Source organism: Serratia sp. CY84636 (assembly GCF_052166245.1).
In the GTDB taxonomy this organism is placed as follows: domain Bacteria; phylum Pseudomonadota; class Gammaproteobacteria; order Enterobacterales; family Enterobacteriaceae; genus Serratia; species Serratia nevei.
On sequence record NZ_JBJNOX010000002.1, the window covers coordinates 1,201,172 to 1,225,598 of the forward strand.

The window sequence follows — 24,427 nt, forward strand, 5'->3', positions numbered from 1 at the left end:
CAGCGGCGTGCAATGTCTCTTGCTCTCACGGTTCTTCACCTCCCACACCTTCCGCATTTTTCATGCTCATCACCGGCATCGCCATAAAAGCGCCGACGCCCACGATTACAACCAGAGTAATAATCACTGTCATTAACATGCGATCACCCCATCAACGTTGAGTTGTTACGGCTGACTCTGTTTTGGCGGTTACTTGCTGTGGCCTATTCCGCGTCACCCACCGCGGCGGCGACAGTCTCAGATTAGCCGTTTTTCCTTTCTACTGACAAGCTGTGGTTGAACGGTTTTTCCGAATAATTGCCCCCGTCACCGGCGGCGTTTTTGTCCGCGGCGGCAAGTTGTGTATACTTCACCGCTATGTAGATCTCACACTGACGCACTGATGATACAAGAACACCATCTCTCATTGGTCTGCGCCCTCAGCAAATGGGTCGAAACTCACCTTGGACGAGTGATCCATCTCGAAGAGCTGGCCGAGTACTCCGGCTACTCGCTGTGGCACATGCAGAAGCTGTTCAAAGAAGCGACAGGGATTTCGCTGGGCAAATACATTCGCGAACGCCGTCTGGCCGGCGCGGTTTACCAACTGCGCAGCAGTGAAGCGTCGATCTTCGATATCGCCCTGGACTTTGGCTTCGGCTCACAGTCCCACTTCACCTACATGTTCAGAAAGCGTTTTAATATCACGCCTTATGATTTCCGCCAGGATTTGAGCGTCGATCTGCACATCGACCCGCCGTTGCACGTCATTCACCAAAAATCCGCCTGACGCCCGCCGTAAACCGGCGGGTTAACGCGCCCCCCATACCGCCAGCATCGCGATCAAGGCCGGCAGCGCCTGCACCCACAGGATCTTGCGGCTGGCGGTCAGCCCGCCGAACACCCCGGCCGCCAACACGCACCCGAGAAAGAACAGCTGCAGCGCCATGTCCTCACGCCAGTAGCCCCATACCAGCCCCAGCGCCAGAAAACCGTTGTACAGCCCCTGATTGGCGGCCAACACCCGCGTGGCCGCGGCAAACTCCGCCGTTGTACCGAAGGCGCGTCTGCCGAGCGGCGCACGCCACAGGAACATTTCCAGCACCAGGATATAAAGATGGAGCACCGCGATGAGCAACAGCAAAATATCGGCAAACAGCTTCATGAGTGTCCCTATCGCTTATTGAATATGTCATTAAGTATAATCGCGTAGCCTCTATCGCCAGACAACGGCGATAAAAAAACCCGCCGAAGCGGGTTTATGCAGGAGTCATTTTTTGAGGTTAGTTTAATACGGCGACCAACAATGCCGCGACAGAGACCCAAAACAGCGCCGTGGCAATCACGACATGGGACAGTCTTGCACGATAGAGTACCTGGCTCATAATGACCTCACTGACATCTGACTAACGGGAGACAACCTGACTTCCTGAGGATTATCCTAAACTTCTTCTCATTGTCATTATATGCGCCAGATCACTGTTCTGCCGATAAACCTTATTCTGTGGTAAAGCTGGAGCCGCGATCACAGTAATTTCGCCTTATTAGAGCGAAATAAGCCGAATAATCGCGGCGATTATATCCTAACGCTATCAAACATCGCCCCAGGGCAGGCGCGGCGCGGTCATCCGCTCGCCGGAATAACCGCTCACCGGCGGAAAACGCGGCGCCCCTTGTTCCCAATCATGCTGGGCCCGAGTAATTTCAGCCTTGGTATGGCCAACGAAATTCCACCAGATAAGAATCTCTTCGTTTAACGGCGCGCCGCCAATTAATAATCCCCGGCTGCCTTTCTGTGCATTTAACTCGATAGAGTTATTCTTCATGCCCAAATAGGCAAACTCGTCAGGTGAAAAGGTTTCACCATTAAGTTCGAATTCTCCCATCAGGGGCAAGAAGCCGATTTCATAGTCATCGCGCAGCGGCAATTGCACCGTCGCCGCTTCCTGCCATTCCATATCTATGGCGATTAATGGCGAAAGGGTAAATACCGGCGAACGATAAGCGTCAAATTCCCCGACCAGCAAACGGTGATTCACGCCGTTATTCTGCCACTGCGGCAAGTCGGGATAATGATCGAAACGCGGTGCCATGTCGGCATGTTCGGCCGGCAACGCTATCCATAATTGTGCGGCATGCAATCGCCTCGGTTCGCCCACCGACTGTTCAGTATGTGCGATCCCGTGCCCAGCGGTCATCAGATTGACCTGGCCCGGACGGATCACCTGCTCGCTGCCGAGGCTGTCGCGGTGCAGCACTTCGCCTTCGATCATCCAGGTGAACGTTTGCAGACCGATGTGCGGATGCGGCCCCACATCCATGCCGGGCGAGGTACCGTTGAATACCGTCGGCCCGGCGTGATCGAGAAAGCACCAGGCACCGACGGTACGCCTTTCCCGGGTTGGCAGCGCGCGGTTGATCGGAATGCCCCCCACTTCGGCGTTACGCACGGCAATACGCTGGATCTGGCGCACGCCGTCAACGACGGGGCACTCGCGTGAAGGTGAAGAGAGCGTAGGACGGGACTGACTCATCGCAAAAACCTCCTGAATGGCGCCGATTCGCCAAGGGATAACCGTCCCAGCTTAACACAGGACAGCTCACCTCACAGATCGGCGGCGCTCAGGCGCATTCGCGCGGATTAGGACGCTTTGATATAGCAGCTTTTGATGTCAACATCGTCGTGCGCGTGCCTGAGATCGGAGAAATAGGTCACGCCAAAGAGAATTGATACCACCAGCAGCACGGAAACCAACAGGCCGATAATCGCCAGCAGTTTGGTTTCATCATGGAGGTTAGGCTCCATTTTATCTCCCCTAGTTAATCGCGTCAGGTCACCCACAGCGTGACCGCCAGCGTAAAGATAATCAGTGAGCAGGACGCCACCGCCAACACGACGATAGCAAATTGCGCATCACCCAAGGTTTCTCGATAGTTTTTATCCGTTGAGGCGTTACGCTGTTGTTTCACTAAATCGGTTTTCACTCGTTCAACTGCTGCATTGCTGTTTGGCGGGGCAAAAGGCCCCTCAGTATAAGGCGTTAACGTTGCCGCCTTGGGCGTTCCGGCCTCAACCGGGGCATGACGCTATCAACTTTCCCCATCAGGGTCAACACCGCACCTGCCGGCGAGCGAGCGGGTACACAGGGTAGATGTAACCGACATTGATCTAGCAGGGGAATAAGAGACGGCGATTACAGAGGACAAAAAAAGCCCGGTACGCAACCGGGCTCTGGCAGAGCGACAGATTATTGCGGGATACGCAATACCTGCCCCGGATAGATCTTGTCCGGGCTCGACAGCATCGGCTTGTTGGCTTCGAAAATCTTGTTGTACAGATTGGCGTTGCCGTACATCTCTTTGGAGATCGCGCTCAGCGTATCGCCCTTCTTCACGGTGTAGAAACGGCTCTCGGCGTCGGATTGCGCCACCGCCACCTTGTCTTCCACGCCGCTGATGCCGGCCACGTTGCCGATCGCCACCAGAATCTTCTCTTTCAGCTCCTGGCTGACGGCATCGCCGGTCACTACGGCTTTACCATCGACCACCTGCACATCGACTTTGTCGGTGCCTGGCAGGCCGCTCTTATCGAGATGCTCCTTGAGTTTGGCGCTTTGATCTTCGGCGGAGGCATTGCCGGTGACGGTGTCCCACAGTTTTTCGCCCGCTTCTTTGACGAAGTTAAACAAGCCCATATTCACTCCTTTTGATGGTTGCACTGATGCATTGAAGTAAGGCTTGTTAAGCTTAGCATCGTCAAAAGGATATGCCATCCGCTCCCGGCGTCAGAAATGGTTAGAGAATTCCGAAAGTGCCGTCAGCGGCGTCTTGATGGCGATTTATCACGCAATGATGCTGAAAAATCGCGCTTTTTTACCTACACTGTTGCCTACAGGGCGGTTCGACGAAGGAGGCATGCAACGATGTACGCATTGGTGATGTTTGTCTGTTATCTGGATGGCGGCTGCAGTGAAATGGTGGTCGATATATTGCGCGACGAACCGCAATGCCTGATCGCGATGAAGGAACAGAACCTGCGCCACGCCGGTTGTTATCCCATGGAAGAGTTTATCGACGGCTTTTGGTTACCGGCCAGCGAATATTCGGATTTTTAACGCCTTCCCCGTCCGGTGCTGAGGAATTTCTGATTTCATCGGAAACTTCGTCTGCCTCCGAGGCTTTAGGCCGCTGTTTTGCTAAATTGCGGCTCCCGAAGAAGAGAGACAGAGAAAGGTCATGTCAGCATCAGCTCATTCCAACGAGCATTATGAAATTCTGCTGCGCAACGTCAGCCTGGCGTTGGGCGATGCGGTGTTGCAGTTAATCAAAAACCATAAAAAGGTCTCCGGCAGCAATATTCTTTCACAGTTGGTCACGGAGATAGAACGCGAGCAGGATCAGCAACGTTTCGCCGCGCTGCGTTCTGCCATCGAACTGGTGGGATTGGCGCCAAAAGGCTGAGCAACTGAAAAAACGAAGGCAGGGCTTGCGCCCTGCCTGATTACCGATCCCGACACAGGATGAAGGTAATGATGGAAACTTAGAAGCGGTAGGTCAGGTTGACAGCAACAATGTCGTCGGTGCTCAGCTTCAGTTTGTTGTCGTCGTTCAACTGGTTGATCTTGTAGTCGACGTAGGTGTACATGTTTTTGTTGAAGTAGTAAGTCGCGCCCACTTCCACGTATTTCACCAGATCGACATCGCCAATCCCTTCAATGTCCTTGCCTTTGGACTGTACGTAAGCCACGGACGGACGCAGGCCGTTTTCGAACTGGTACTGAGCCACAACTTCGAAGTTTTGCGTTTTATTGGCAAAGCCTGAAACGCCGTTGCCGCTGATCGGCGTCATGTTGCGCGTATCGGCATACATGGCCGCCAGGTACACCTGGTTGGCGTCGTATTTGACCGCGGTGGTCCAGGCGGTGGCCTTGTCGCCTTTACCGTACTGCAGCGCTTTCTGAGCGCTGGTGCGGTTGGAGTCGGAGAACGCCGCCGCTACGCCGATGCCGCTGCCGCCGATGTCCTGATAGTCCAGAGACATGCCGTAGCCGTCGCCGTTTTGCTTGCTGACGCTGCGGCCGTCACCGTCGTTTTTACCCTGGTACTGCAACGCCAGGTTCAGGCCTTCCACCAAACCGAAGAAGTCACGGTTGCGGTAGGTTGCCAGGCCGTTGGAGCGCGCGGTCATGTAGTTGTCGGTGTAGCTGTAGGAGTCGCCGCCAAATTCCGGCAGCATGTCGGTGTAGGCTTCGGCATCGTACACCACGCCGTAGTTACGGCCGTAGTCGAACGAGCCATAGTTGGCGAACTTCAGGCCGGCGAAGCCCAGACGCGTTTTGGTGCCGGTGGTGCCCTGCGCTTCGTCGTGGTTGGAAGCAACCTGGTATTCCCACTGGCCGTAACCGGTCAACTGATCGTTGATTTGGGTTTCGCCTTTAAAGCCCAGACGAACGTAAGTTTTGTCGCCGTCTTCACCCTTGTCTTTACTGAAAACGTGTTTGGCAGCAACGCGGCCGTACAGGTCGAGTTTATTGCCATCCTTATTATAGATTTCAGCCGCGTTGGCGAAGGAGGTGACCGCCCCGAGGGCGACAGCTAAGGCTAATACACTGCGTTTCATCATTTATTTTCCTAGATATTATAATTAGAACCCTGCCCGTCACGCCCAATTTATATTTTGGGCTGTGATTTTATCTTTTGGTATTTTATGAGCTCCCCTAATGCGGGGGTGATGTGACATTAGCATCATGAATCAAAACTTAAAATCAAAAAGTTCATGAAACAACGAGGAGAAAGCACGTTTATTTGTAACTAAATATTACAACAAAGATATTTCACAACTCATTGAATATAAGAATATTTTATCACATAAGTTATAACCAAAATGGTGCAATGCACCAATATAGTGCATTTTGGTTTCGTTTTGTGTGCTTTCTGCACGATCCCAAAGTAACAACAAAATTAGCATGGTTATTAAAAACGTTACTTATTTCACATTTTTATCTTAACAAATTCACCAGGCAATTAAGACTTTCAGCTAATCATCTGACACCGCCTTTTATTCATTCACATAAGGGAATCTCTTCGGAACGAATAAAATTCGCCTTACGCCAATTAAAATAGCGGGAAATAGCAGAATAAAATAATGAAGGGAATAACGGCGGCGCGCTGACGGCATCGCCGTGGATAAATCAATACAGCGTAGAGCGGGGCACTTCGTTCAACAACATACCGGCGCGCAGGCCCAACGCCACATTGGGGTTAGGGAACAGTATCCAAGCCCCCTCCTGGCCCACGCGATAGTCCTCCTGCGGCTGCTCGCACAGCAACATGCCCGGTTTCAGTTCGGTGAAGTTGGCCGTGTCATCGCCCAGGTGCAGCTTGAAATCTTCGCTGTGCTTGATCAACGAGTGCATCACGCGGAAAACCCGAATCTCATCGGCCGCACGCACCGGCAGGGGCCCTTCACTGACCGCCGCCCGCAGAGCGAGATCGATGGCGGCGAACTGCTGCAGATCGTTGCTGCCGAACGGCCGCGCCTTGCCCAACTCGAGCGTACAGCTCGCCGCATTGAGATGTTCGCTGGAATAATGGCTAAAAGTGCCGCCCGGCGCGCTGTGTACCACCAGCGCATCCAGATCGGCCGCATCCAGCAGCTTCAACATCGGCTCGCTGTACGGGCGTTTCTGGAAAGGCAGAATGCCAAAGCGCGGCAAACGCGATTCACGGATGGCGGTGTGCAAATCGTAATGGAAACGCGCCGCCTGTTCCCCATCGAAAAAGGCGGCGAGCGCACGCTCCAGCTGCTGCGCACGCACGGTTTCGCCGCTGGCGGCGAAGTTGCGGTAGCGGCCGCCGAACATGCGGTTCATATCGCTGTGCAGATAACGCTTGCCGGCCCGCATCGCCGCCGGGTTACCCAACACCACCAACAGCCGCACCCTCAGCGGCAACCGGCCGGCCAGCAGGTCGCCGACCAGCTGATTGAGCAGTTCGATCGGCGCAGTTTCGTTGCCGTGCACCCCCGCCGACATCACCATCGCCTGGCGGTAGGGTTGCCGCGGCGTGAGCTCCAGCACCCCTTCCCCCTGCCAGCGCCAGCGCAGCTGCGGGGTTTCACCTTGCCATTCGACGGGTTCGTTCCCTTCCAGCGTCAGGGGCAGTAGATCGATCATGCCGCCTCCCTTAGCGTTGGAATGGATAGATGGAGCCGAGACCGAGGATCGACGTCAGCGAATCCAGCGCCTCGCGCCCTTCGCGCAGCAGCAGCGGATCGGCCAGATCATCCTGCGTCAGGCGATCGCGATAATGGCGGTCGACCCATTCGTTCAGCGTCGCGAACAGCCGCTCGTTCATCATCACGCGCGGGTTAACCGCCCGCAGCTCCTGCTCGTTAAGCGCTACCCGCAGCCGCAGGCAGGCCGGGCCGCCGCCGTTGCGCATGCTTTCACGCAGGTCGAACACGCGAATTTCCTCGATCGGGCCGCCGCTGCCGACCATGTCGTTGAGATAACGCCACACGCCGGCGTGCTGACGCGACTCCTCCGGCACGACGATCATCATCTTGCCGTTCGGCTTGGTAAGAATTTGGCTGTTGAACAGGTAGGTCGCCACCGCGTCCGCCACCGAGACACGCTCCGTCGGCACTTCGATCGCCACCAGCTCGCTGTCCAGCGTCGCCATCTTGCGGCGCACTTCATCCAGCGCCTGCTGCTGGCGGTAAAACGCCTGCTGGTGGTGGAACAGCACGTTCTGGTTGCTGACCGCAATCACGTCGTTATGGAACACGCCCTGATCGATCACCGCCGGGTTTTGCTGCACGAAGACCGTATGCTGCTCGTCCAGCTGGTGCAGGCGAGCGATCGCCTCGCCGGCTTCGCGCGTCTGGCGCGCCGGATAACGCGCCGGCGCCGTTTCGCCGCCGAACTCCTGCCGACCGTAGACGAACACCTGCACGCTGCGTTTGGCGTAGTCGCCGCCCAAACGGTTGTGGTTGGCCGCCCCTTCGTCACCGAACAACGCCACCTGCGGCAGCGCCTCATGGTGGGCGAAATGCTGATCGTCGCTGAACATCGCCCGCAATACGGCGGTGGTGGTTTCCGCTTCGATGGCGCGGTGGAATTTGTTATTCAGGTTGGCAGCGGTGAAATGCACCTTGCCGTCGGCGCTGTCCGCCGAGGGCGACACGGTGGCCGCATTGGCGGTCCACATGCACGACGCCGAACTGAGCGCCGACAGCAGGCGCGGCGACTGACGCATCGCCTGCGCCAGCACCGCCTCATCGCTGCCGCTGAAGCCCAGGCGACGCAGCATCGGCAAATGCGGGCGTTCCTGCGGCGGCAATACCCCTTGCTGGAAACCGAGATCGGCCAACGCCTTCATTTTCAGCAAGCCTTGTTTCGCCGCCAGCTTCGGGTTCGATACGCTGTTTTGATGCTGCGTCGACGCCTCGTTGCCGAACGACAACCCGGCATAGTGGTGCGTCGGCCCCACCAAACCGTCGAAATTGACTTCATATCCTGACATGTTCATCCCCTGGGGATAGCGTGCGGCGACGCCGGCGCGCCGCCGCAGACGATTAACGGAACGCCAAGCCCGGCGAGAGCGTCGCCGGCAGCGACAGGCTTTCACTTTCCAGCGAAGCCATCGGCCAGGCGCAATAGTCCGCCGCATAGAAGGCGCTTGGGCGATGGTTGCCGGAGGCCCCCACGCCACCGAACGGCGCCGCGCTGGACGCCCCGGTCAGCGGCTTGTTCCAGTTGACGATGCCGGCGCGCGCTTCCAGCAGCAATCGCTCGAACAGCTCGCGCTGCGGCGATACCAGCCCCACCGACAGGCCGTAGCGCGTCCGGTTGGCCAGCTGCAGCGCCTCGTCGAAATCGCGGTAACGCACGATGGTGGTCAACGGCCCGAAATACTCTTCGTCCGGTACGCCGGCCACGCCGGTCAGATCGACGATACCCGGGCTGAGCAGCGAGCTGCCCGGCTCCAGCAGGCGCAGGGCCAGCAGCGATTTGCCGCCCAGCGCCAGCAAGTGCTGCTGCGCTTTCAGCATGTTTTCCGCCGCGGCTGCCGACACCACCCCGCCCATGAACGGCTGCGGTTCGGCATCCCAGCGGCCGACCCGCAGTTCGCCCGCCACCTGGACCAGACGCGCGATAAAGGCATCGCCTTCGGCACCCTGCTTCACCAGAATACGGCGTGAACAGGTGCAGCGTTGACCGGCGGAGATAAATGCCGATTGGATAGCCAGGTTGACCGCCGCATCGCGATCGTCGAAACCGTCGACGATCAGCGCGTTGTTGCCGCCCATCTCCAGCGCCAGGATCTTCTCCGGCTGCCCCGCCAGTTGGCGATGCAGGTGATAGCCGGTGCCGGCGCTGCCGGTGAACAGCAGGCCGTCGATATCCGCGCTGGCCGCCAGCGCTTCGCCGGTCTCGCGGCCGCCTTGCACCAGGTTGATCACCCCGTCCGGTAGACCGGCCTGCAGCCACAGCTTGAGGGTCTCCTCGGCGGTCAGCGGCGTCAGCTCGCTCGGTTTGAATACCACGCAGTTACCGGCCAACAGCGCCGGCACGATATGGCCGTTCGGCAGATGGCCGGGGAAGTTGTAAGGCCCGAACACCGCCAGCACGCCGTGCGGACGATGGCGCAGCACCGAAGCGCCGTCGGCCATCGCCGTCTGGCTAAAGCCGGTGCGCGTCTGATAGGCCTGCAGCGAAATGCCCACCTTACCGATCATCGCCTGAATTTCGGTCAGCGTTTCCCAGCGCGGTTTGCCGGTCTCGCGGCTGATGGTTTCCGCCAGCGACTGCTTGTGTTCTTCCAGCAAGGCGGCGAAGCGTTTTACCAGCTGTTCGCGCTGCTCGAACGGCGTACGTGCCCAAGCCGGGAACGCGGCACGCGCGGCTTCGCAGGCGGCGGCAACGTCATCGCCGTCGGCGGCGTTGGCTCGCCACAGCGGCTGGTTGCCGACCGGATCGGCTTTGCCGAACTCGTCGCCGCGGCCCTGCCGCCAGACGCCGTTAATCAACAGTGCTGGATGGGACATCATGCTTTCTCCTGTGCAATAAGGGGGAGCACCCGCACCGGGCTGCCCTGCTCGACGCCCAGCGCCGCGGCGGTGGCGGCGTTGATATGCAGGCGGTCGTCATACAGATCGGCATTGACCAACAGTGCGCGGTAGTTCTGATAGTTGTCGTTGGCCACCAGATGCACCGGCGCATCGGCGCGCATCGGCGTGTCATCCAGCACCACTTTCACCAGGCGGCTCTGCTTCACCGCGCGGATGTGATCGATCTCGGCTTCCAGCGTCGGGCCACCGTCGAAGATATCGACGTAGCCCTGATAGCTCAGGCCTTCCGCCTCCAGCAAGCGGCGCGCCGGCAGGGTTTGCGGGTGCACCTCGCCGATCACCTTCTGCGCGTCTTCGGCCAGGAAATCGACATACAGCGGATGTTTCGGCATCAGCTCGGCGATAAACGCCTTCTGCCCGGTGCCGCTCAGGTAGTCCGCCTTGGCGAACTCGATGGAGAAGAAATGGTGGCCGACGCTCTCCCAGAACGGCGAACGGCCGTTTTCATCGGAGAAACCGCGCATCTCGGCGATCAGGCGCCGTGAGAAACGCTCGCGGAACGCGGCAATAAACAGGAAACGCACCTTCGACAGCAGCTTGCCGTTCTCGCCGTGACGATAATCCGGATCGAGGAACAGCGTGCACAGCTCCGAATGGCCGGTATGGTCGTTGCTGAGGAACAGCGTCGGCACCGATTTATAGACGTTCAGCTGTTTGGAAGCGTGCACCTGCGTGCCGACGCGGAAGCTGTACCAGGGTTCCGCCAGGCCGACGGCCACTTCGATCGCACAGACACCCACCGCCTGCCGGCGCTCGCTGTCCTCCAACACGAACAAATAACACTGGTCACTTTGCGGAAGTTCGCCTTGCCAGGTTTTTAACGCCCGCTCAATGCGTGCCGACAGGGTATCTTCATTTTGCGGCAGTGAAGTGAGACCAATGCCGGATTTACCGGCAAGCGTCAGTAAATCCGCCAGATCGCGACGCTCTATAGGGCGAATAATCATCATAATGCGAACCTCTTCTGAATCAGGCTGCGCCGGTGAAGGCGCAGCCCGCTGATTAGCTGCAAATGCGCGCCACGGCGCGCGCGAATCGCGCCAGCCCCTCTTTCACATCCTGCTCAGGGATGATCAGCGACGGCGTGAAACGCACCACGTCCGGGCCGGCGATCAGCGCGATAACGCCTTCTTCATTGGCCAGCTGGGTGATCTGCTTCGCTTTGCCGGCATAGTCTTTCGTCAATTGGCAGCCGATCAGCAAACCGCCGCCGCGAATCTCGGCGAAAATCGGATACTGGCGGTTGATGTCGTTCAACCCGTCGATAAACCACTGGTGACGCTGTTTGACGCCTTCCAGCACTTCCGGGGTGTTGATGATGGAGAACACCGCCCCCGCCACCGCCGTCGCCAGCGGGTTGCCGCCGTAGGTCGTGCCGTGGGTGCCGACGCCCAGCGTTTTCGCCAGCGCATCGGTGGTCAGCATGGCGCCGATCGGGAAGCCGCCGCCCAGCGCTTTGGCCGTGGTCAGCACATCAGGCACCACGCCGTACTGCATGTAGGCATACAGGTGGCCGGTGCGGCCGACGCCGGTCTGCACTTCGTCGAAGATCAGCAGCGCATTATGGCGATCGCACAGTTCACGCAGCCCCTGCAGGAAACTGGCTTCCGCCGGCAGCACGCCGCCTTCGCCCTGGATAGGCTCGACGATCACCGCACAGGTGCGATCGTTGATAAGCTCGGCCGCCGCGGCCAGATCGTTATACGGCGTATGGGTGATGCCGCCTGGCAGCGGTGCAAAGTCCTGCGAATATTTTGGCTGGCCACCGGCGGACACCGTAAACAGCGTACGGCCGTGGAACGCGTTGTTGAACGCCACAATCTGATCTTTACCGGCGCCGTGCTGGTCGTGCGCATGCTTGCGCGCCAGTTTCAGCGCCGCTTCGTTGGCTTCAGCGCCCGAGTTACAGAAGAACACCTTGTCGGCGAAGGTGGCGTCGATCAGCTTTTTGGCCAGGCGCAGCACCGGTTCGTTGGTATAGCCATTGCCCAGATGCCACAGTTTGCCCGCCTGCTCCACCAGCGCCGCCTTGACCGCCGGGTGCGCATGCCCCAACGCGTTAACCGCAATGCCGCCGGCGAAATCGATGTAAGACTTACCCTGCTGATCCCACACCTGCGATCCTTCTCCCCGCACCAGAATAAAATCGGCAGGGGCATAAACCGGGACCATCCAGTCATCGAAAGACTGGCGGGTAACTGCGATTGGCTGTTCCATAGTGACCTCATAATCTCAGCAAAGGCTGAATTTTGACTGTAAGGACCGCTCAAGCCCGGCTAGGCCGCCACAATGCAAAAAAACCGTTGTTCAAAACCGACTTTCCCGGCGGAGAAAATGCTGTCCCTTACCGCTGATTTAGAAACAAATCTGTTACATAAAATCGATTTTTCACTATTTATGGCGTATATCCGGTCCCTGAGCGGGGAGTAAATGTTAACGAGCAGTTAAAATACATGTCGTTTGATAAAGAGTGTAGAGCAGCTATCGTGCCAAAACGGGATTTTTGCCGTATTTTGCTATTTTTTACGTTAAAACAACGGCTTATAATGAATATTTATTCATTTTCTATGCATTGGTAATGCATAAATTAAAAAATAAGGCCTAAAATCATCATTGCGCGCGAAATCCTATTCAATTACGAAAAACTTCAGGATTTCTGATCGGGCTCGCAAAAATAATTTCCCCCCCTTTGCTCGCTATCACGCTTTTTGCCCCCATCGGGTGCAGCGGTGCGCCAAAATTGTGCAACGCGGCAGCGACGCAGAGATCTCCCCCGCCATGCTCCCGAAACAGGGCCGCGCTGACCGTGGCTCCTGCTTTGTGCGCCAGCGTCTACACTGTGATCCTGACCGCCCCTTCTCTTCTGCGCACAAGGAGTCACCATGCCCAAGAAAACCGTCGTTCTCAGCCAGCCGCACGCCCAGCACGACATCCGCGCGTTTCTCGACGCGCTGAATGCCGGCGGCGGTAAACCCATGGAACAGATGAAGCCCAAAGAGGCGCGCAGGGTCTTGGAGGACGCGCAGCGCAGCGTCGAGGTGCCGCTGCGCGAGGTCGAGATCAGCGAGAAAACCATTCACGTAGAAGGTCAGGATATTCTGTTGCAGCTGGTGCGGCCGGCCAGGGTCAAAGAGGCGTTGCCGGTATTCATGTTCTTTCACGGCGGTGGCTGGGTGCTGGGCGATTTCCCCACCCATGAACGGCTGGTGCGCGATCTGGTGCACAGCTCAGGCGCGGCGGCGGTGTTCGTCAACTATCCCCGTTCACCGGAGGTGCGCTACCCTGAGGCGATCAACCTGGCTTACGCCGCCACCGAATGGGTGGCCGAGTACGGCGAGAAGATCAACGTCGACGGTTCGCGGCTGGCGGTGGTCGGCAACAGCGCCGGCGGCAATATGGCGACGGTGGTCAGCCTGATGGCCAAAGAGAAAGGCATACCGGCGCTGCGTTGCCAGATCCTGCTGTGGCCCGTCACCCGCGCCCAGTTTGATACCGACTCCTATCATCAGTTCGCCGAAGGCCATTTCCTGACTCGCAACATGATGAAGTGGTTTTGGGACAGTTACGCGCCCGATAAGGCGCAGCGCAAAGACATCTACGCCTCGCCGCTCAACGCTACGCCGGAACAGCTGCGGGGTTTGCCGCCGGCGCTGGTGCAAACCGCCGAGCTGGACGTGCTGCGCGATGAGGGCGAAGCCTACGCGCGTCTGCTCGATGCCGCCGGCGTCGAGGTCACCTCCACCCGCTATAACGGGCTGATCCACGACTACGGCCTGTTGAATCCGCTCGCCCACGTCCCGGCGGTGCATTCGGCGATCCACCAGGCCGGGCGCGCGTTGAAGCACTACCTGTCCTGACGCTAGCCGACCACATGGCACGCCACCTGATGACCGGGCGCCACGCTGCGCAGGCGCGGCGCCTGTTCACGGCACTGCGCCGTGGCCTGCGGGCAGCGCGGATGAAAACGGCAGCCGTGCGGCGGGTTGGCGGGATTGGGCGGCTCGCCGCTTGCTGCCCGCGGCAGCGAGCGATGCACATCCAGCGTCGGCACCGCCGCCAGCAAGGCCTGCGTGTAGGGATGCAGCGGCCGGCGAAATAACGCATCGCGGTCGGCACTCTCGACGATCTGCCCCAGGTACATCACCGCCACGTCCTGACACAGGTGCTCTACCACGCCGAGATCGTGCGAAATAAACAGCAGCGTCACCCCCTGCCGTTCCTGCAAATCGGAAAACAGATTGATGATCTGCGCCTGAATCGACACGTCGAGCGCCGATATCGGTTCGTCGGCGACGATAAACTCCGGCTGCAGGATCAGCGCGCGCGCGATGCCGATGCGCTGGCGCTGGCCGCCGGAAAACTCATGCGGAAACCGCCCGTAATGCTGTGGAGACAGCCCGCAGATCGACAGGGTATCGAGCACTCGCTCGCGCAGTTCCGCCTTGCTCGCCAGGCCGTGCTGCAACAGCGCTTCGCCGATGGCGTCGCCCACGCGCAGGCGCGGATTCAGCGAGCTGTACGGATCCTGAAACACCAGCTGCATTTTCGGCCGCAGGGCGCGCAACGCCTCTTTGCTCAGGCTATCCAACGCCTGCCCTTTGAACATCACCTCGCCGGCGGTTTTGTCGTGCAGGCCGAGCAGCGTGCGGCCAACGGTGGTTTTGCCGCTGCCGGACTCGCCCACCAGCCCGAAAATGCGGCCCTTGCGAATGCTGAAGCTGACGTCGTCCACCGCCTTCAGCTGGCCGGTGGTTCGCCCGAACAGCCCGTCGCGCAGCGGGAAATATTTCTTTAATCCTTTCACTTCCACCAGAGGTTCAATCGACATGCGGGCGCCCTCCCGCGTTGAGGAAACAGGCGGACTGGCGCTGCGGTGTGCCGTACAGCGGCGGAATGCCATCGCGGCAGCGAGCGGAGGCCTGCGCACAGCGCTCGGCAAACGCACAGTGTTCAGGCAAGCGCGCCAGATCCGGCACCTGGCCGGGAATGGAATACAGACGGCGGAGCCGCTGGCCCGGCACCGGCCGCGAGGCGATCAGCCCCTGAGTATAAGGATGCCGCGGCTCGGCCAACACTTCCCGGGTCGTGCCCTGCTCGACGACGCGCCCGGCGTACATCACCGCCAGCCGGTCCGTCATCTGGGCGATCACCCCGAGATCGTGGGTGATCAAGATCATCGCCATGTTGTGTCGCCGGCTCTGCTCGCGCAGCAACGCCAGGATTTGCGCCTGTACCGTGACGTCGAGCGCCGTGGTCGGTTCATCGGCGATCAGCAGCGCCGGCCGGCACCCTATCGCCATGGCGATCATCACGCGCTGCAGCATGCCGCCGGAAAGCTGGTGCGGGTAGCAGCGCATCAGCGCCTCCGCGCGCGCCAATCCCACTTCCTCCAGCAGTTGCACCGCCTGACGCCAGGCCGCTTTCGGCGACAGGGCCAGATGACGAATCAGCGGCTCCAGCAGCTGTTCGCCGAGGGTCAACACCGGATTGAGCGCGCTCATCGGCTCCTGAAAGATCATCGCCAGCCGGTTGCCGCGCAGATCGGCCATCTTTGATGCCCGTAGCGACAGCAGGTTCTGCCCTTCAAAGCGAATTTCACCGCCGTCTACCTGCGCCAACGGCTGCGGCAGCAGCCCCATCAGCGCCATGGCGGTCACGCTTTTGCCGCAGCCCGATTCGCCGACGATCCCCAGCGTTTGCCCGGCCTGCAGTTCCAGGCTGACCTGCTGCACCGCCCGCACCGGCCCCTGCTCGCCCTGAAACGACACCGACAGTCGGTCGAACGCCACCAGCGGTTGACTCATCGTGTTACTCCGTTCATTTTCGGATCGAGCGCGTCCCGCAGACCGTCGCCCAAGATATTGATCGCCACCACGGTGACGAAGATCGCCAGCCCCGGCGGCATCCACAGCCAGGGGCGGCGCTGAAAGTCGATCAGGCTGTTGGCGGCATCCATCATGTTGCCCCACGATGGCGTCGGCGGCACCACGCCCAGCCCGAGGTAGCTCAACGCCGATTCGCTGAGAATGGCGTTAGCCACCGCCATGGTGGCCACCACCACCAAAATCGGCACGGTGTTGGGCAGCAGATGGCCGAACAGACGCCGCCGGGTGGAGAGCCCCAGCACCTCGGTGGCCAGCATGAAATCCCGCTCGCGCAGCGACAGGATCTGGCCGCGCACCAGCCGCGCCAGCGACGGCCAGCCCAGCAGGCTCAGCATGATCATCACCATGTAGATGCGGTAGTCCGGCGAGACGTCGAGCTCGGTCAGCATCGCCCCCATGATGATCAGCAGCGGCAGGCCGGGAATGGTCATCAGCAGATCGGCGAAGCGCATGATCAGCCTGTCCGCCACGCCGCCCAGATAACCGGCGAGCGCCCCCAGCACATAGCCCAGCGTCACCGACAGCAGCATCGACACCAGGCCGATGGTCAGCGATATCCGCCCCGCCAGCAGCAGCCGGGTGCAGATATCGCGGCCGAGAAAGTCGGTGCCCAACCAGTGCGCGCCGCTCGGCGCCTGATTGATATTCAGCACATCGCCGGCGTCGTCGCGCCACGGCGACAGCGACGGCCCAATCAGGCACAGCAACGCCAACAGCACCAGCAACGCCAGCGAGATCATCGCCGGCCGGTGGCGACGCAGTCGTCGCCAGGCCTGCGCGGCGGGCGGCGGCGACAGTTGCGCCAGCGCCGGCAGTTGGGCCTGACGCCAGCGGCGGCGGCGGCCGAAAAACAACGTAGCCAACATAGCGTTACCTCAAACGAATGCGCGGATCGGCATAGGCGTACAGAATGTCCGCCAGCAGATTGCCGAGAATGGTCAAGGCTGCCAGAAACAGCGTGAACCCCATCAATACCGGGTAATCACGCGCCGCCAGCGAATCGATATGGATATGCCCGGCGCCCGGCCAGTTGAAGATTTTTTCGGTGATCAGCGCGCCGGAGAACAATCCCGGCAGCTCGAACCCCAGCAGGGTGACGATCGGCAACAGCGCATTGCGCAGCGCGTGTTTGAGGATCACCGTTTTCTCCCTGAGCCCCTTGGCGCGCGCGGTGCGGATATAGTCCATGCGGATCACGTCCAGCATGCTGGCGCGGAAATAGCGCGTCAGGCTGCCGGCCTGCAGCATCACCAGCGCCAGCACCGGCAGCAGCAGGTGCGCCGCCACCTCCAGCGCCCACGCCAGCCCGCTCGCTTCGCTGCCGGTGCGCAGCATGCCGCCCGCCGGTAGCCAGTGCAGATCGACGGCGAACCATTTGATCAGCAGCAGACACAGGAAGAACGTCGGAAACGACATGGCGGCGAACACCGCCACGGTGATCAGATGATCGAACAGCGAATAGGGTTTCATCGCCGAGATCACCCCCACCGCCAGCGCGATGCCCCAATACAGCACCATCGCCACCGCCGCCAGCAGGAACGAGTTCCAGATGTATTGGTTCAGCAGCGTGCTGACCGGGATCTGATACTGCAGCGAAAAACCGAGATCGCCCTGCAGCAGCCGGCCGAGCCAGTGCAGGTAACGGCTGAACAACGGCTGATCCAACCCGTACAGCGCCCGCAGCTCGGCGGCGCGTTGCGCGGTCAGGTTGATGTTGCCGTCGATAAAGTCACCGGGCGCCAGGGCGAAGATGCAAAAAATCAGCAAGGAAGCCAACAGCAGCATCGGGATCGTCTGCAACAGACGGCGCAGGATAAAATTTCTCATCGCGAATTCCATCGCCGCCGCCCGGAGTGGCGCGGCGGCGTCAGGGCGTTACGGCGCCGGTTTGACGTTCGGCAGGCTGCCGACCAAGCCGTTGTAGATATCCGGTTTAAAGCCGGTGACGCGCGCGCTGCTGGCGCTCAAAATCTCGCGATTGCCGAGCAGGATCACCGGCGGATCGTCCGCCAGCGCCTGATACAGCTGGTGGTATAGCGGCTTACGCTGGGCGATCTCCAGCGTGGCGTTGGCCCTGGCGATCAGCGCGTCTACCTGCGGGTTGTGATAACCGGTCTCGCTCTCGCGGCTGATGAAATCGCGCACGCCGTCATGCGGATCGTTCAGCGTACTGGTGCTGAGGGACGCCAGGTCATAGTTGCCCGCCTTGCGCTGCGCCAGCAGCGCGTTGAAGTCCAATACCTGCGGTTTGAGCACCACCCCGAGCCGGCGGTAGTTGTCCTTGGCGATCGGCACCAGCGCGTCATTGATCAGCTTTTTGGTCACCAGCAGCGTCAGCTCCAGCTTTTTACCGTCTTTTTGCCGAATGCCGTCCGCGCCCACTCGCCAACCGGCCTCGTCCAACAGCTTCCCGGCCTTGTCGAGATCGTAAGCGTAGGGATTGATGCCGTTCGCGTCATAGGCCCAGGAGATCGGCGAGATCGGCTGGTTGGCGACCTTGCCATACCCCTGGTACACCACGGCGATCAGCCTTTGCCGATCCAGGCCGTAGATCAGCGCCTGACGCACCCGTTTGTCCTGCAGCGCCGGGCGCTTGAGATTGAAGTCGATGCGGCTGTAATCGCTTGAGCTGTAGAGGTTGATATTGGCGAAGCCGAGCAGCTTGAGCTGTTCGATATCGTCCGGCTTGGCGGTAAAGGCGTCGTAGTCGGTCTCACCGGTCTGGAACAGCTGGAAGTTGGTGGCCGGGTTGGTGACGCGGTAGATAAAGCGCGCCATCGGCGGCGCACCGAGATAGAAGTTCGGGTTGGCGTGGAAGCGGATCTCCTGCCCCGGCACGTACTTGTCGTAAATATAGGGGCCGTTGCCGAGCGGCTTGCCGTTGAAGGCGCGCACGCCGTCGAGCTTGCCGCGCTGATAGTCTTTGCCGTAGTAAGCCCGCGACAGCACCGGCCCGCCAATCAGTTGCAGCGTAGTCGCGCCCGGTTGGGTGGTGACGATCTGAATGGTGCGATCGTCGATCACCTTCAGGCCGCTGATGCCGGCGGCGGTGCCGTTTTTATACTCGGCGCCGCCCTGGATGTGCGCCGGCGTGATGTCGGTGTCACCGTCATAGGCCGGATCGTGCAGCAGCGTCAGGGTAAAGGCGATATCGTCGGCTTTCAGCGGCGAGCCGTCGCTGTAGACCAGATTCGGCCGCAGCTTGATGGTGTAGGTCAGGTTATCGGGGCTGACCTGCCAGGACTCCGCCAATCGCCCTTCCGGCTTGCCCTGGCTGTCCAGGCCGATCAGGCGGCTGAAGATCACGTCGGTCACGTTCTCGTCCCAGCCGTTGGTGAACAGATACGGGTTGAAAATCCCCTGCGGCTCCGAGATGCCCGCCACCACGGTGTCTTTACGCAGCTTGGCGGCGGCCGGTACCCGAGCAGCGTCGCTGGCCGGCGTGATGCCTTCGGCCAGCGTTTCCGCCTGCACGCCGGCGCTCAGCCCCAGCGCGCAGACCAGCGCCAGCGGCGTCAGCCGATAGCGCAACAGTTTGTTTAGCCTATTTTTTATTCCACTCACCCACTGCCCCTCGTCTTCCCGTTGATAAAAATGTGACAAAATTTATCGCAGAGTAATGGGCGGCTGGAGGGCTGTCTAACAACGAAACCGGCATTCCATTGCCGAAAAAAGCATTATGAATTTTTCTGGGGCGAAGCGCCGTGCAAAATGCGATTCAGCCTGCCGCCGCCAGCCCCCGAATAAGTTTGGCTAAGGTTTTGATCGCCTCTTCAAACCGATCGTTCCATTCAAAAGAGGCGTTGAGGCGGAAGCAGTGGTTGAAATGGTCGCCGGTCGTAAACATGCGCCCTGGCGCGATGCTGATCCCCCGGGAAAGGGCCTGCCGGTACAGTTCCATCGACGACAGCGCCGGATCCAGCTCCAGCCACAGGAAGTATCCGCCGTCGGGCTGGCTGACCTTCACTGTCGGCGGGAAATGGTGGGCGATCGCCTGACGCATCGCGCTTTGGCGCTGGGCCAGCAGCCGCCGCAGCCGCCGCAGATGGGTATCGTAGCCGCCGTGCAGCAGATAATCCGCCAGCGCCATTTGGGTCGGCACGCTGGTGGAAACGGTGCTCATCAGCTGCAAACGCTGGATCTGCTGCGCATAACGCCCCGCCGCCACCCAGCCGACGCGAAAGCCCGGCGCCAGGCATTTGGAAAACGACGAGCAATGCAGGATCTGGCCGCCGCTGTCGAGCGCCTTGGCCGGCAGCGGCCGTTCCGCGCTGAAGTACAGCTCACCGTAAACGTCATCTTCAATCAGCGAAATCTGTCGGTCGCGCAACAGCGCCACCAGACGCTGCTTGTTGGCCTCCGGCAGGGTGGCGCCCTGCGGGTTCTGGAAGTGGGTCATCAGCCAGCAGGCTTTGATCGGATACTGTTCCACCGCCTGCTGCAGCGCGTCCAGATCGATGCCGTCCTGCGGATGGGTGGCGATCGCCACCGCCTTTAACCGCAGCCGTTCCAGCGCCTGCAGCGCGCCGTAAAACGCCGGCGACTCGATCGCCACATAGTCGCCCGGCTGGGTCACCGCCTGCAGGCTGAGGCTGAGCGACTCCATCGCCCCGGCGGTGATGACGATTTCGTCCGGCGCGACCTGCATGCCGCTCAGCGCATAGCGTTGGGCGATATGCCGCCGCAGCGCGTCGTTGCCCGGCGGCAGGTTGGCCAGCGAACTGTGCGGCGTGAACTTGCGCGCTACGCTGCTCAGCGCCCGCGCCAGCTTCGGCTGGGCGAACAGCGTGGCGTCGGGAAAGGCCGAACCGAAAGGCACGATATCCGGATCCTTGCAGGCCTGCAGCACGTCGAAAATAAAGGCGTTGATGTCCACCTGCTCGCTCAGCAACAGCTTCTCGCCGCGCGAAGGCTGAGGCAGCGGCTGCGGACGCGCCGCCACGTAGTAGCCCGACTGCGGCCGGGCGACGATCCACCCCTGGCTCTCCAGCAGTTGGTAAGACTGCACCACCGTCATCAGGCTCAACCCGGCGCGCTTGCCGCTCTCGCGCAGCGAAGGCAGCTTGTCGCCCGCCCGCCACACCCGGTTCTGGATCTGTTCTCTAATCTGTTGCGCAAGTTGCTCGTATCGGGTCATAACCATTAACTGTTATATGAAAAAGTAAAATAACTGTCACTATTATAGTCACTGTACTCCGTGCTTAACTTAACGCCAAGTATTTCACATAAAAATGACAGCTATACTCAAGAGGTTAATTTATGTTCAACCCTAGGAGGCGCCATGCTGGGTCTTGATGCACTGGAACTCGCCAGAATACAGTTCGCCTTCACCGTGTCTTTCCATATCATCTTCCCCGCCATCACCATCGGTTTAGCCAGCTATCTGGCGGTGCTGGAAGGGTTATGGTTGAAAACGCACAATGAAGCCTACCGCGAGCTTTACCATTTCTGGTCAAAGATTTTCGCCGTTAACTTCGGCATGGGCGTGGTGTCCGGGCTGGTGATGGCCTATCAGTTCGGCACCAACTGGAGCTTCTTCTCCGAGTTCGCCGGCAGCATTACCGGGCCGCTGCTGACCTATGAAGTGCTGACCGCCTTCTTCCTCGAAGCCGGTTTCCTCGGCGTGATGCTGTTCGGCTGGAACCGCGTCGGCCCCGGCCTGCACTTCTTCGCCACCTGCATGGTGGCGCTCGGCACGCTGATCTCCACCTTCTGGATCCTGGCCTCCAACAGCTGGATGCAGACGCCGCAGGGGCATGAAATCATCAACGGCCAGGTGGTGCCGGTCGACTGGCTGAAGGTGATCTTCAACCCGTCCTTCCCGTACCGCCTGTTGCACATGTCCACCGCCGCCTTCCTCTCCTCGGCGTTCTTCGTCGGCGCCTCCGCCGCCTGGCACCTGCTGCGCGGCCGCGATACCCCGGCGATGCGCAAGATGCTGTCGATGGCGATGTGGATGGCGCTGATCGTCGCGCCGGTGCAGGCGCTGATCGGTGATGCGCACGGCCTGAATACGCTGAAACACCAGCCGGCGAAGATCGCCGCCATCGAAGGCCACTGGGAAAACCCGCCGGGCGAAGCCACGCCGCTGATCTTGGTCGGTTGGCCGGACATGCAGCGCGAAGAGACCCGCTTCAAGCTGGAGGTGCCGTACCTCGGCAGCCTGATCCTGACCCACAGCCTGACCGAACAGGTGCCGGCGCTCAAATCCTTCCCGCCGGAAGATCGCCCCAACTCCACCGTGGTGTTCTGGTCGTTCCGCATCATGGTCGGGCTGGGCATGCTGATGATTCTGGCCGGGGTGTGGAGCCTGTGGCTGCGCTGGCGCGGCGGGCTGTATCAGTCGCGTCCGTTCCTGTACTTCATTCTGTGGATGGGCCCTTCCGGATTGCTGGCGCTGCTGGCGGGCTGGTTCACCACCGAGATCGGCCGCCAGCCGTGGGTGGTGTACGGCCTGCTGCGCACCAAGGACGCGGTCTCCGCGCACGGCGACCTGCACATGAGCATCAGCCTGCTGGCGTTCATCATCGTCTACTGCTCGGTGTTCGGCGTGGGGTATTCCTACATGATGCGCCTGATCCGCAAAGGGCCGCAGCCGCATGAACACCAAGAAGACAATACCGAGGGCCGCCCGGCACGTCCGCTGTCCGCGGTCAACGACACTCTGGACGACAGGAGCTGAACATGGGCATCGATCTTCCGCTGATTTGGTTTGTGATCATCGTGTTCAGCACCATGATGTACGTGGTGATGGACGGTTTTGACTTGGGCATCGGCATCCTGTTTCCGTGGGTGAAAGAGAGCGGCGACCGCGATCTGATGATGAACACCGTCGCCCCGGTATGGGACGGCAATGAAACCTGGCTGGTGCTGGGCGGTGCGGCGCTGTTCGGCGCCTTCCCGCTGGCCTACTCGGTGATCCTCGACGCGCTGGCGATCCCGCTGACGCTGATGCTGATCGGGCTGATTTTCCGCGGCGTGGCCTTCGAGTTTCGCTTCAAGGCGAAGCCGGAGAAACGCCATATCTGGGACAAGGCGTTCATCTGGGGCTCAATCTTCGCCACCTTCAGCCAGGGTGTGGTGGTAGGCGCCGTGATCAACGGCTTCCCGGTCGAAGGCCGCACCTACGCCGGCGGCGCGCTGGACTGGCTGACGCCGTTTGCGCTGTTCTGCGGGCTGGGGCTGGTGGTAACCTACGCCCTGCTCGGTTGCACCTGGTTGGTGATGAAAACCGCCGGTGACCTGCAGGCGCGCATGTATTACCTGGCGACGCCGCTGCTGGCGATCCTGTTGCTGGTGCTGGCCGCAGTCAGTATCTGGACGCCGATCGCGCATCCGGAAATCGCCGCCCGCTGGTTTACGCTGCCGAACCTGTTCTGGCTGCTGCCGGTGCCGGTGCTGGTGCTGCTCAGCGCCTGGGGGATTCAACGCGGGGTGAAACGCGGCGCGCACTACTCGCCGTTCATGCTGACGCTGCTGCTGGTATTTCTCGGCCTGAGCGGGCTTGGCATCAGCATCTGGCCGCACCTGATCCCGCCGGCCATCAGCCTGTGGGACGCCGCCGCCCCGCCGCAGAGCCTCGGCTTTATGCTGGTAGGCGCGCTGTTCATCATCCCGATCATTCTGGTCTACACCTTCTGGAGCTACTACGTGTTCCGCGGCAAGATCAGCCATGAACACGGCTATCACTGAGAAGGGAGGACGCTATGCAAGATAAAACGGCAACCGCCGCGCCGGCGCCCTGGTGGAAACGCATCGGTTGGCTGGTGATCATCTGGAGCGCCAGCGTGCTGGGGCTGTTCGTGGTCGCCTCGCTGTTCCGCCTGCTGATGACCGCGGCGGGCATGAAGTCGCATTGACGCGGCGCCTTATCTGGCCGCGCTGTTGGGAAAGTAGAAGGATACCACCAGCGTGACCAGAGGCAAGGCGCCGATCTTCACCAGCTCGAACACTTGACCGAGCGCTTCGTTTTTGTCCCAATACGCGTGGGCGGCGAATACGCCCACGCTGACCGCAAATATCCCGCACAGTACCTGGCGCGCCAGGCGCAGCCGCTCCATTTCGTCGAAGACCAGCGAAGGATCCAAATACAACCTTTCAGCATCGAGCTGCGGGCGCACATGTTGCGGCTTCATGGAAAAATCCCCACCACCACGGCGACTGCCTCCAGCCCCTCGTCGCTTTCACGCACGATACCGAGGCGGGAACCATCCTGTTTCATCCACTCACGGTCGGCAATCGTCATTAAAGCAAACGCCAGGCGTATGACGTCGGTTTTGGCCATCCCGTGACGCCGGGCAATATCGTTCAAACTGTCGTCGATTTCATTGGATAACCGAATCGGTAAACTCCGCATACTCCACCTCCTGTGGCCGTTGATTCACCGGGGGAAAGTCTACTGGAAGGGCACATGTCGTTCAATTAGTGA

General features: G+C 60.2%; 26 protein-coding genes. 7 read left to right on the forward strand and 19 right to left on the reverse strand.

From position 1 onward, the window contains the following. Positions 1-382: 382 nt before the first annotated feature. Positions 383-769: a helix-turn-helix domain-containing protein gene (locus ACJ8QI_RS10255; protein ID WP_004927697.1), complete on the forward strand. Its 387-nt coding sequence runs from the start codon at positions 383-385 to the stop codon at positions 767-769. 21 nt (positions 770-790) lie between these two features. Here the strand turns inward: ACJ8QI_RS10255 and ACJ8QI_RS10260 are convergent, their stop codons facing one another. The 5 genes from ACJ8QI_RS10260 to lysM all read right to left on the reverse strand — a co-directional run bounded on the left by ACJ8QI_RS10260 (position 791) and on the right by lysM (position 3,674). Continuing rightward, positions 791-1,138, reverse strand: coding sequence for a DUF1304 domain-containing protein (locus ACJ8QI_RS10260; protein WP_204275720.1), 348 nt, complete (start codon positions 1,136-1,138; stop codon positions 791-793). A gap of 433 nt (positions 1,139-1,571) precedes the next feature. Further along, positions 1,572-2,513 (reverse strand): pirin family protein, encoded by a 942-nt coding sequence (locus ACJ8QI_RS10265; RefSeq protein ID WP_084827682.1) that lies wholly within the window; start codon positions 2,511-2,513, stop codon positions 1,572-1,574. Between the two features lie 107 nt (positions 2,514-2,620). Beyond that, positions 2,621-2,785 carry a hypothetical protein gene (locus ACJ8QI_RS10270; RefSeq protein WP_164491940.1) on the reverse strand — a complete coding sequence of 55 codons (165 nt, stop codon included), beginning with the start codon at positions 2,783-2,785 and terminating at the stop codon, positions 2,621-2,623. A 23-nt stretch (positions 2,786-2,808) separates the two neighbouring features. Continuing rightward, the gene (locus ACJ8QI_RS10275; RefSeq protein ID WP_016927390.1) at positions 2,809-2,964 is read right to left on the reverse strand and encodes a hypothetical protein; all 156 of its coding nucleotides are present in this window, start codon (positions 2,962-2,964) and stop codon (positions 2,809-2,811) included. 263 nt (positions 2,965-3,227) lie between these two features. Beyond that, positions 3,228-3,674, reverse strand: a complete 447-nt coding sequence (gene lysM, locus ACJ8QI_RS10280) for a peptidoglycan-binding protein LysM (protein ID WP_016927389.1) — start codon at positions 3,672-3,674, stop codon at positions 3,228-3,230. Between the two features lie 228 nt (positions 3,675-3,902). Here lysM and ACJ8QI_RS10285 point away from each other — a divergent pair, with 228 nt between their 5' ends. Then, positions 3,903-4,094: a YebW family protein gene (locus ACJ8QI_RS10285; RefSeq protein WP_038877040.1), complete on the forward strand. Its 192-nt coding sequence runs from the start codon at positions 3,903-3,905 to the stop codon at positions 4,092-4,094. A gap of 121 nt (positions 4,095-4,215) precedes the next feature. After that, positions 4,216-4,440, forward strand: a complete 225-nt coding sequence (locus tag ACJ8QI_RS10290) for a biofilm development regulator YmgB/AriR family protein (protein WP_060423997.1) — start codon at positions 4,216-4,218, stop codon at positions 4,438-4,440. Between the two features lie 79 nt (positions 4,441-4,519). On the opposite strand, the gene ompC is transcribed toward ACJ8QI_RS10290, so the two are convergent. From ompC to ACJ8QI_RS10320, 6 genes are all read right to left on the reverse strand, one after another. After that, complete coding sequence (gene ompC / locus ACJ8QI_RS10295; RefSeq protein WP_084827681.1) at positions 4,520-5,602, reverse strand: porin OmpC; 1,083 nt, start codon at positions 5,600-5,602, stop codon at positions 4,520-4,522. A gap of 568 nt (positions 5,603-6,170) precedes the next feature. Continuing rightward, entirely contained in the window at positions 6,171-7,154 is a 984-nt protein-coding gene (gene astE, locus ACJ8QI_RS10300; protein ID WP_060424002.1) for a succinylglutamate desuccinylase, read from the reverse strand. Between the two features lie 10 nt (positions 7,155-7,164). Then, positions 7,165-8,505: an N-succinylarginine dihydrolase gene (gene astB, locus ACJ8QI_RS10305; RefSeq protein WP_442532443.1), complete on the reverse strand. Its 1,341-nt coding sequence runs from the start codon at positions 8,503-8,505 to the stop codon at positions 7,165-7,167. Between the two features lie 52 nt (positions 8,506-8,557). Further along, the gene (astD, locus tag ACJ8QI_RS10310; protein WP_442532693.1) at positions 8,558-10,030 is read right to left on the reverse strand and encodes a succinylglutamate-semialdehyde dehydrogenase; all 1,473 of its coding nucleotides are present in this window, start codon (positions 10,028-10,030) and stop codon (positions 8,558-8,560) included. Then, complete coding sequence (astA, locus tag ACJ8QI_RS10315; protein WP_038877029.1) at positions 10,030-11,064, reverse strand: arginine N-succinyltransferase; 1,035 nt, start codon at positions 11,062-11,064, stop codon at positions 10,030-10,032. The genes astD and astA overlap by 1 nt, the downstream gene beginning before the upstream one ends. 52 nt (positions 11,065-11,116) lie before the next feature. Continuing rightward, a complete protein-coding gene (locus tag ACJ8QI_RS10320) occupies positions 11,117-12,331 on the reverse strand; it encodes an aspartate aminotransferase family protein (protein ID WP_070914693.1) in 1,215 nt (404 codons plus the stop codon). Positions 12,332-12,996: 665 nt separating this feature from the next. Here ACJ8QI_RS10320 and ACJ8QI_RS10325 point away from each other — a divergent pair. Next, positions 12,997-13,971, forward strand: coding sequence for an alpha/beta hydrolase (locus tag ACJ8QI_RS10325; protein ID WP_442532444.1), 975 nt, complete (start codon positions 12,997-12,999; stop codon positions 13,969-13,971). Positions 13,972-13,973: 2 nt separating this feature from the next. Here ACJ8QI_RS10325 and ACJ8QI_RS10330 read toward each other — a convergent pair whose 3' ends face one another. The 6 genes from ACJ8QI_RS10330 to ACJ8QI_RS10355 all read right to left on the reverse strand — a co-directional run bounded on the left by ACJ8QI_RS10330 (position 13,974) and on the right by ACJ8QI_RS10355 (position 21,136). After that, positions 13,974-14,942, reverse strand: a complete 969-nt coding sequence (locus ACJ8QI_RS10330) for an ABC transporter ATP-binding protein (RefSeq protein WP_060424011.1) — start codon at positions 14,940-14,942, stop codon at positions 13,974-13,976. After that, complete coding sequence (locus tag ACJ8QI_RS10335) at positions 14,932-15,918, reverse strand: ABC transporter ATP-binding protein (protein ID WP_442532445.1); 987 nt, start codon at positions 15,916-15,918, stop codon at positions 14,932-14,934. The genes ACJ8QI_RS10330 and ACJ8QI_RS10335 overlap by 11 nt, the downstream gene beginning before the upstream one ends. Beyond that, the gene (gene opp4C, locus ACJ8QI_RS10340; protein ID WP_060424016.1) at positions 15,915-16,865 is read right to left on the reverse strand and encodes an oligopeptide ABC transporter permease; all 951 of its coding nucleotides are present in this window, start codon (positions 16,863-16,865) and stop codon (positions 15,915-15,917) included. Before opp4C ends, ACJ8QI_RS10335 begins: the two co-directional genes overlap by 4 nt. A 4-nt stretch (positions 16,866-16,869) precedes the next feature. Next, positions 16,870-17,826: an ABC transporter permease gene (locus tag ACJ8QI_RS10345; protein WP_048234726.1), complete on the reverse strand. Its 957-nt coding sequence runs from the start codon at positions 17,824-17,826 to the stop codon at positions 16,870-16,872. A gap of 48 nt (positions 17,827-17,874) precedes the next feature. After that, positions 17,875-19,530, reverse strand: coding sequence for an ABC transporter substrate-binding protein (locus tag ACJ8QI_RS10350; RefSeq protein ID WP_442532694.1), 1,656 nt, complete (start codon positions 19,528-19,530; stop codon positions 17,875-17,877). Positions 19,531-19,717: 187 nt separating this feature from the next. After that, positions 19,718-21,136: an aminotransferase-like domain-containing protein gene (locus ACJ8QI_RS10355; RefSeq protein WP_060424120.1), complete on the reverse strand. Its 1,419-nt coding sequence runs from the start codon at positions 21,134-21,136 to the stop codon at positions 19,718-19,720. 144 nt (positions 21,137-21,280) lie between these two features. Here ACJ8QI_RS10355 and ACJ8QI_RS10360 point away from each other — a divergent pair, with 144 nt between their 5' ends. Genes ACJ8QI_RS10360 through ACJ8QI_RS10370 form a run of 3 tightly spaced genes read left to right on the forward strand, consistent with a single transcriptional unit; the run spans position 21,281 to position 23,858 of the window. After that, positions 21,281-22,681 carry a cytochrome ubiquinol oxidase subunit I gene (locus tag ACJ8QI_RS10360; protein ID WP_004934615.1) on the forward strand — a complete coding sequence of 467 codons (1,401 nt, stop codon included), beginning with the start codon at positions 21,281-21,283 and terminating at the stop codon, positions 22,679-22,681. 2 nt (positions 22,682-22,683) lie between these two features. Then, entirely contained in the window at positions 22,684-23,691 is a 1,008-nt protein-coding gene (gene cydB, locus ACJ8QI_RS10365; RefSeq protein WP_442532446.1) for a cytochrome d ubiquinol oxidase subunit II, read from the forward strand. 14 nt (positions 23,692-23,705) lie between these two features. Further along, positions 23,706-23,858: a DUF2474 domain-containing protein gene (locus tag ACJ8QI_RS10370; protein ID WP_071605360.1), complete on the forward strand. Its 153-nt coding sequence runs from the start codon at positions 23,706-23,708 to the stop codon at positions 23,856-23,858. A gap of 9 nt (positions 23,859-23,867) precedes the next feature. Here the strand turns inward: ACJ8QI_RS10370 and ACJ8QI_RS10375 are convergent, their stop codons facing one another. Both ACJ8QI_RS10375 and ACJ8QI_RS10380 read right to left on the reverse strand, forming a co-directional pair. Then, positions 23,868-24,134, reverse strand: coding sequence for a hypothetical protein (locus ACJ8QI_RS10375; protein WP_442532447.1), 267 nt, complete (start codon positions 24,132-24,134; stop codon positions 23,868-23,870). After that, positions 24,131-24,355 (reverse strand): hypothetical protein, encoded by a 225-nt coding sequence (locus ACJ8QI_RS10380; RefSeq protein ID WP_004934623.1) that lies wholly within the window; start codon positions 24,353-24,355, stop codon positions 24,131-24,133. Before ACJ8QI_RS10380 ends, ACJ8QI_RS10375 begins: the two co-directional genes overlap by 4 nt. Between the last annotated feature and the right edge of the window lie 72 nt (positions 24,356-24,427).

Coding starts and splice junctions, on each gene's coding strand:
- ACJ8QI_RS10255 (WP_004927697.1), top strand. CDS start 383: ATGATACAAGAACACCATCTCTCATTGGTCTGCGCCCTCAGCAAATGG.
- ACJ8QI_RS10265 (WP_084827682.1), bottom strand. CDS start 2,513: ATGAGTCAGTCCCGTCCTACGCTCTCTTCACCTTCACGCGAGTGCCCC.
- ACJ8QI_RS10270 (WP_164491940.1), bottom strand. CDS start 2,785: ATGGAGCCTAACCTCCATGATGAAACCAAACTGCTGGCGATTATCGGC.
- lysM (WP_016927389.1), bottom strand. CDS start 3,674: ATGGGCTTGTTTAACTTCGTCAAAGAAGCGGGCGAAAAACTGTGGGAC.
- ACJ8QI_RS10285 (WP_038877040.1), top strand. CDS start 3,903: ATGTACGCATTGGTGATGTTTGTCTGTTATCTGGATGGCGGCTGCAGT.
- ACJ8QI_RS10290 (WP_060423997.1), top strand. CDS start 4,216: ATGTCAGCATCAGCTCATTCCAACGAGCATTATGAAATTCTGCTGCGC.
- ompC (WP_084827681.1), bottom strand. CDS start 5,602: ATGATGAAACGCAGTGTATTAGCCTTAGCTGTCGCCCTCGGGGCGGTC.
- astE (WP_060424002.1), bottom strand. CDS start 7,154: ATGATCGATCTACTGCCCCTGACGCTGGAAGGGAACGAACCCGTCGAA.
- astB (WP_442532443.1), bottom strand. CDS start 8,505: ATGTCAGGATATGAAGTCAATTTCGACGGTTTGGTGGGGCCGACGCAC.
- astD (WP_442532693.1), bottom strand. CDS start 10,030: ATGTCCCATCCAGCACTGTTGATTAACGGCGTCTGGCGGCAGGGCCGC.
- astA (WP_038877029.1), bottom strand. CDS start 11,064: ATGATGATTATTCGCCCTATAGAGCGTCGCGATCTGGCGGATTTACTG.
- ACJ8QI_RS10320 (WP_070914693.1), bottom strand. CDS start 12,331: ATGGAACAGCCAATCGCAGTTACCCGCCAGTCTTTCGATGACTGGATG.
- ACJ8QI_RS10325 (WP_442532444.1), top strand. CDS start 12,997: ATGCCCAAGAAAACCGTCGTTCTCAGCCAGCCGCACGCCCAGCACGAC.
- ACJ8QI_RS10330 (WP_060424011.1), bottom strand. CDS start 14,942: ATGTCGATTGAACCTCTGGTGGAAGTGAAAGGATTAAAGAAATATTTC.
- ACJ8QI_RS10335 (WP_442532445.1), bottom strand. CDS start 15,918: ATGAGTCAACCGCTGGTGGCGTTCGACCGACTGTCGGTGTCGTTTCAG.
- opp4C (WP_060424016.1), bottom strand. CDS start 16,865: ATGTTGGCTACGTTGTTTTTCGGCCGCCGCCGCCGCTGGCGTCAGGCC.
- ACJ8QI_RS10345 (WP_048234726.1), bottom strand. CDS start 17,826: ATGAGAAATTTTATCCTGCGCCGTCTGTTGCAGACGATCCCGATGCTG.
- ACJ8QI_RS10355 (WP_060424120.1), bottom strand. CDS start 21,136: ATGACCCGATACGAGCAACTTGCGCAACAGATTAGAGAACAGATCCAG.
- ACJ8QI_RS10360 (WP_004934615.1), top strand. CDS start 21,281: ATGCTGGGTCTTGATGCACTGGAACTCGCCAGAATACAGTTCGCCTTC.
- cydB (WP_442532446.1), top strand. CDS start 22,684: ATGGGCATCGATCTTCCGCTGATTTGGTTTGTGATCATCGTGTTCAGC.
- ACJ8QI_RS10370 (WP_071605360.1), top strand. CDS start 23,706: ATGCAAGATAAAACGGCAACCGCCGCGCCGGCGCCCTGGTGGAAACGC.
- ACJ8QI_RS10375 (WP_442532447.1), bottom strand. CDS start 24,134: ATGAAGCCGCAACATGTGCGCCCGCAGCTCGATGCTGAAAGGTTGTAT.
- ACJ8QI_RS10380 (WP_004934623.1), bottom strand. CDS start 24,355: ATGCGGAGTTTACCGATTCGGTTATCCAATGAAATCGACGACAGTTTG.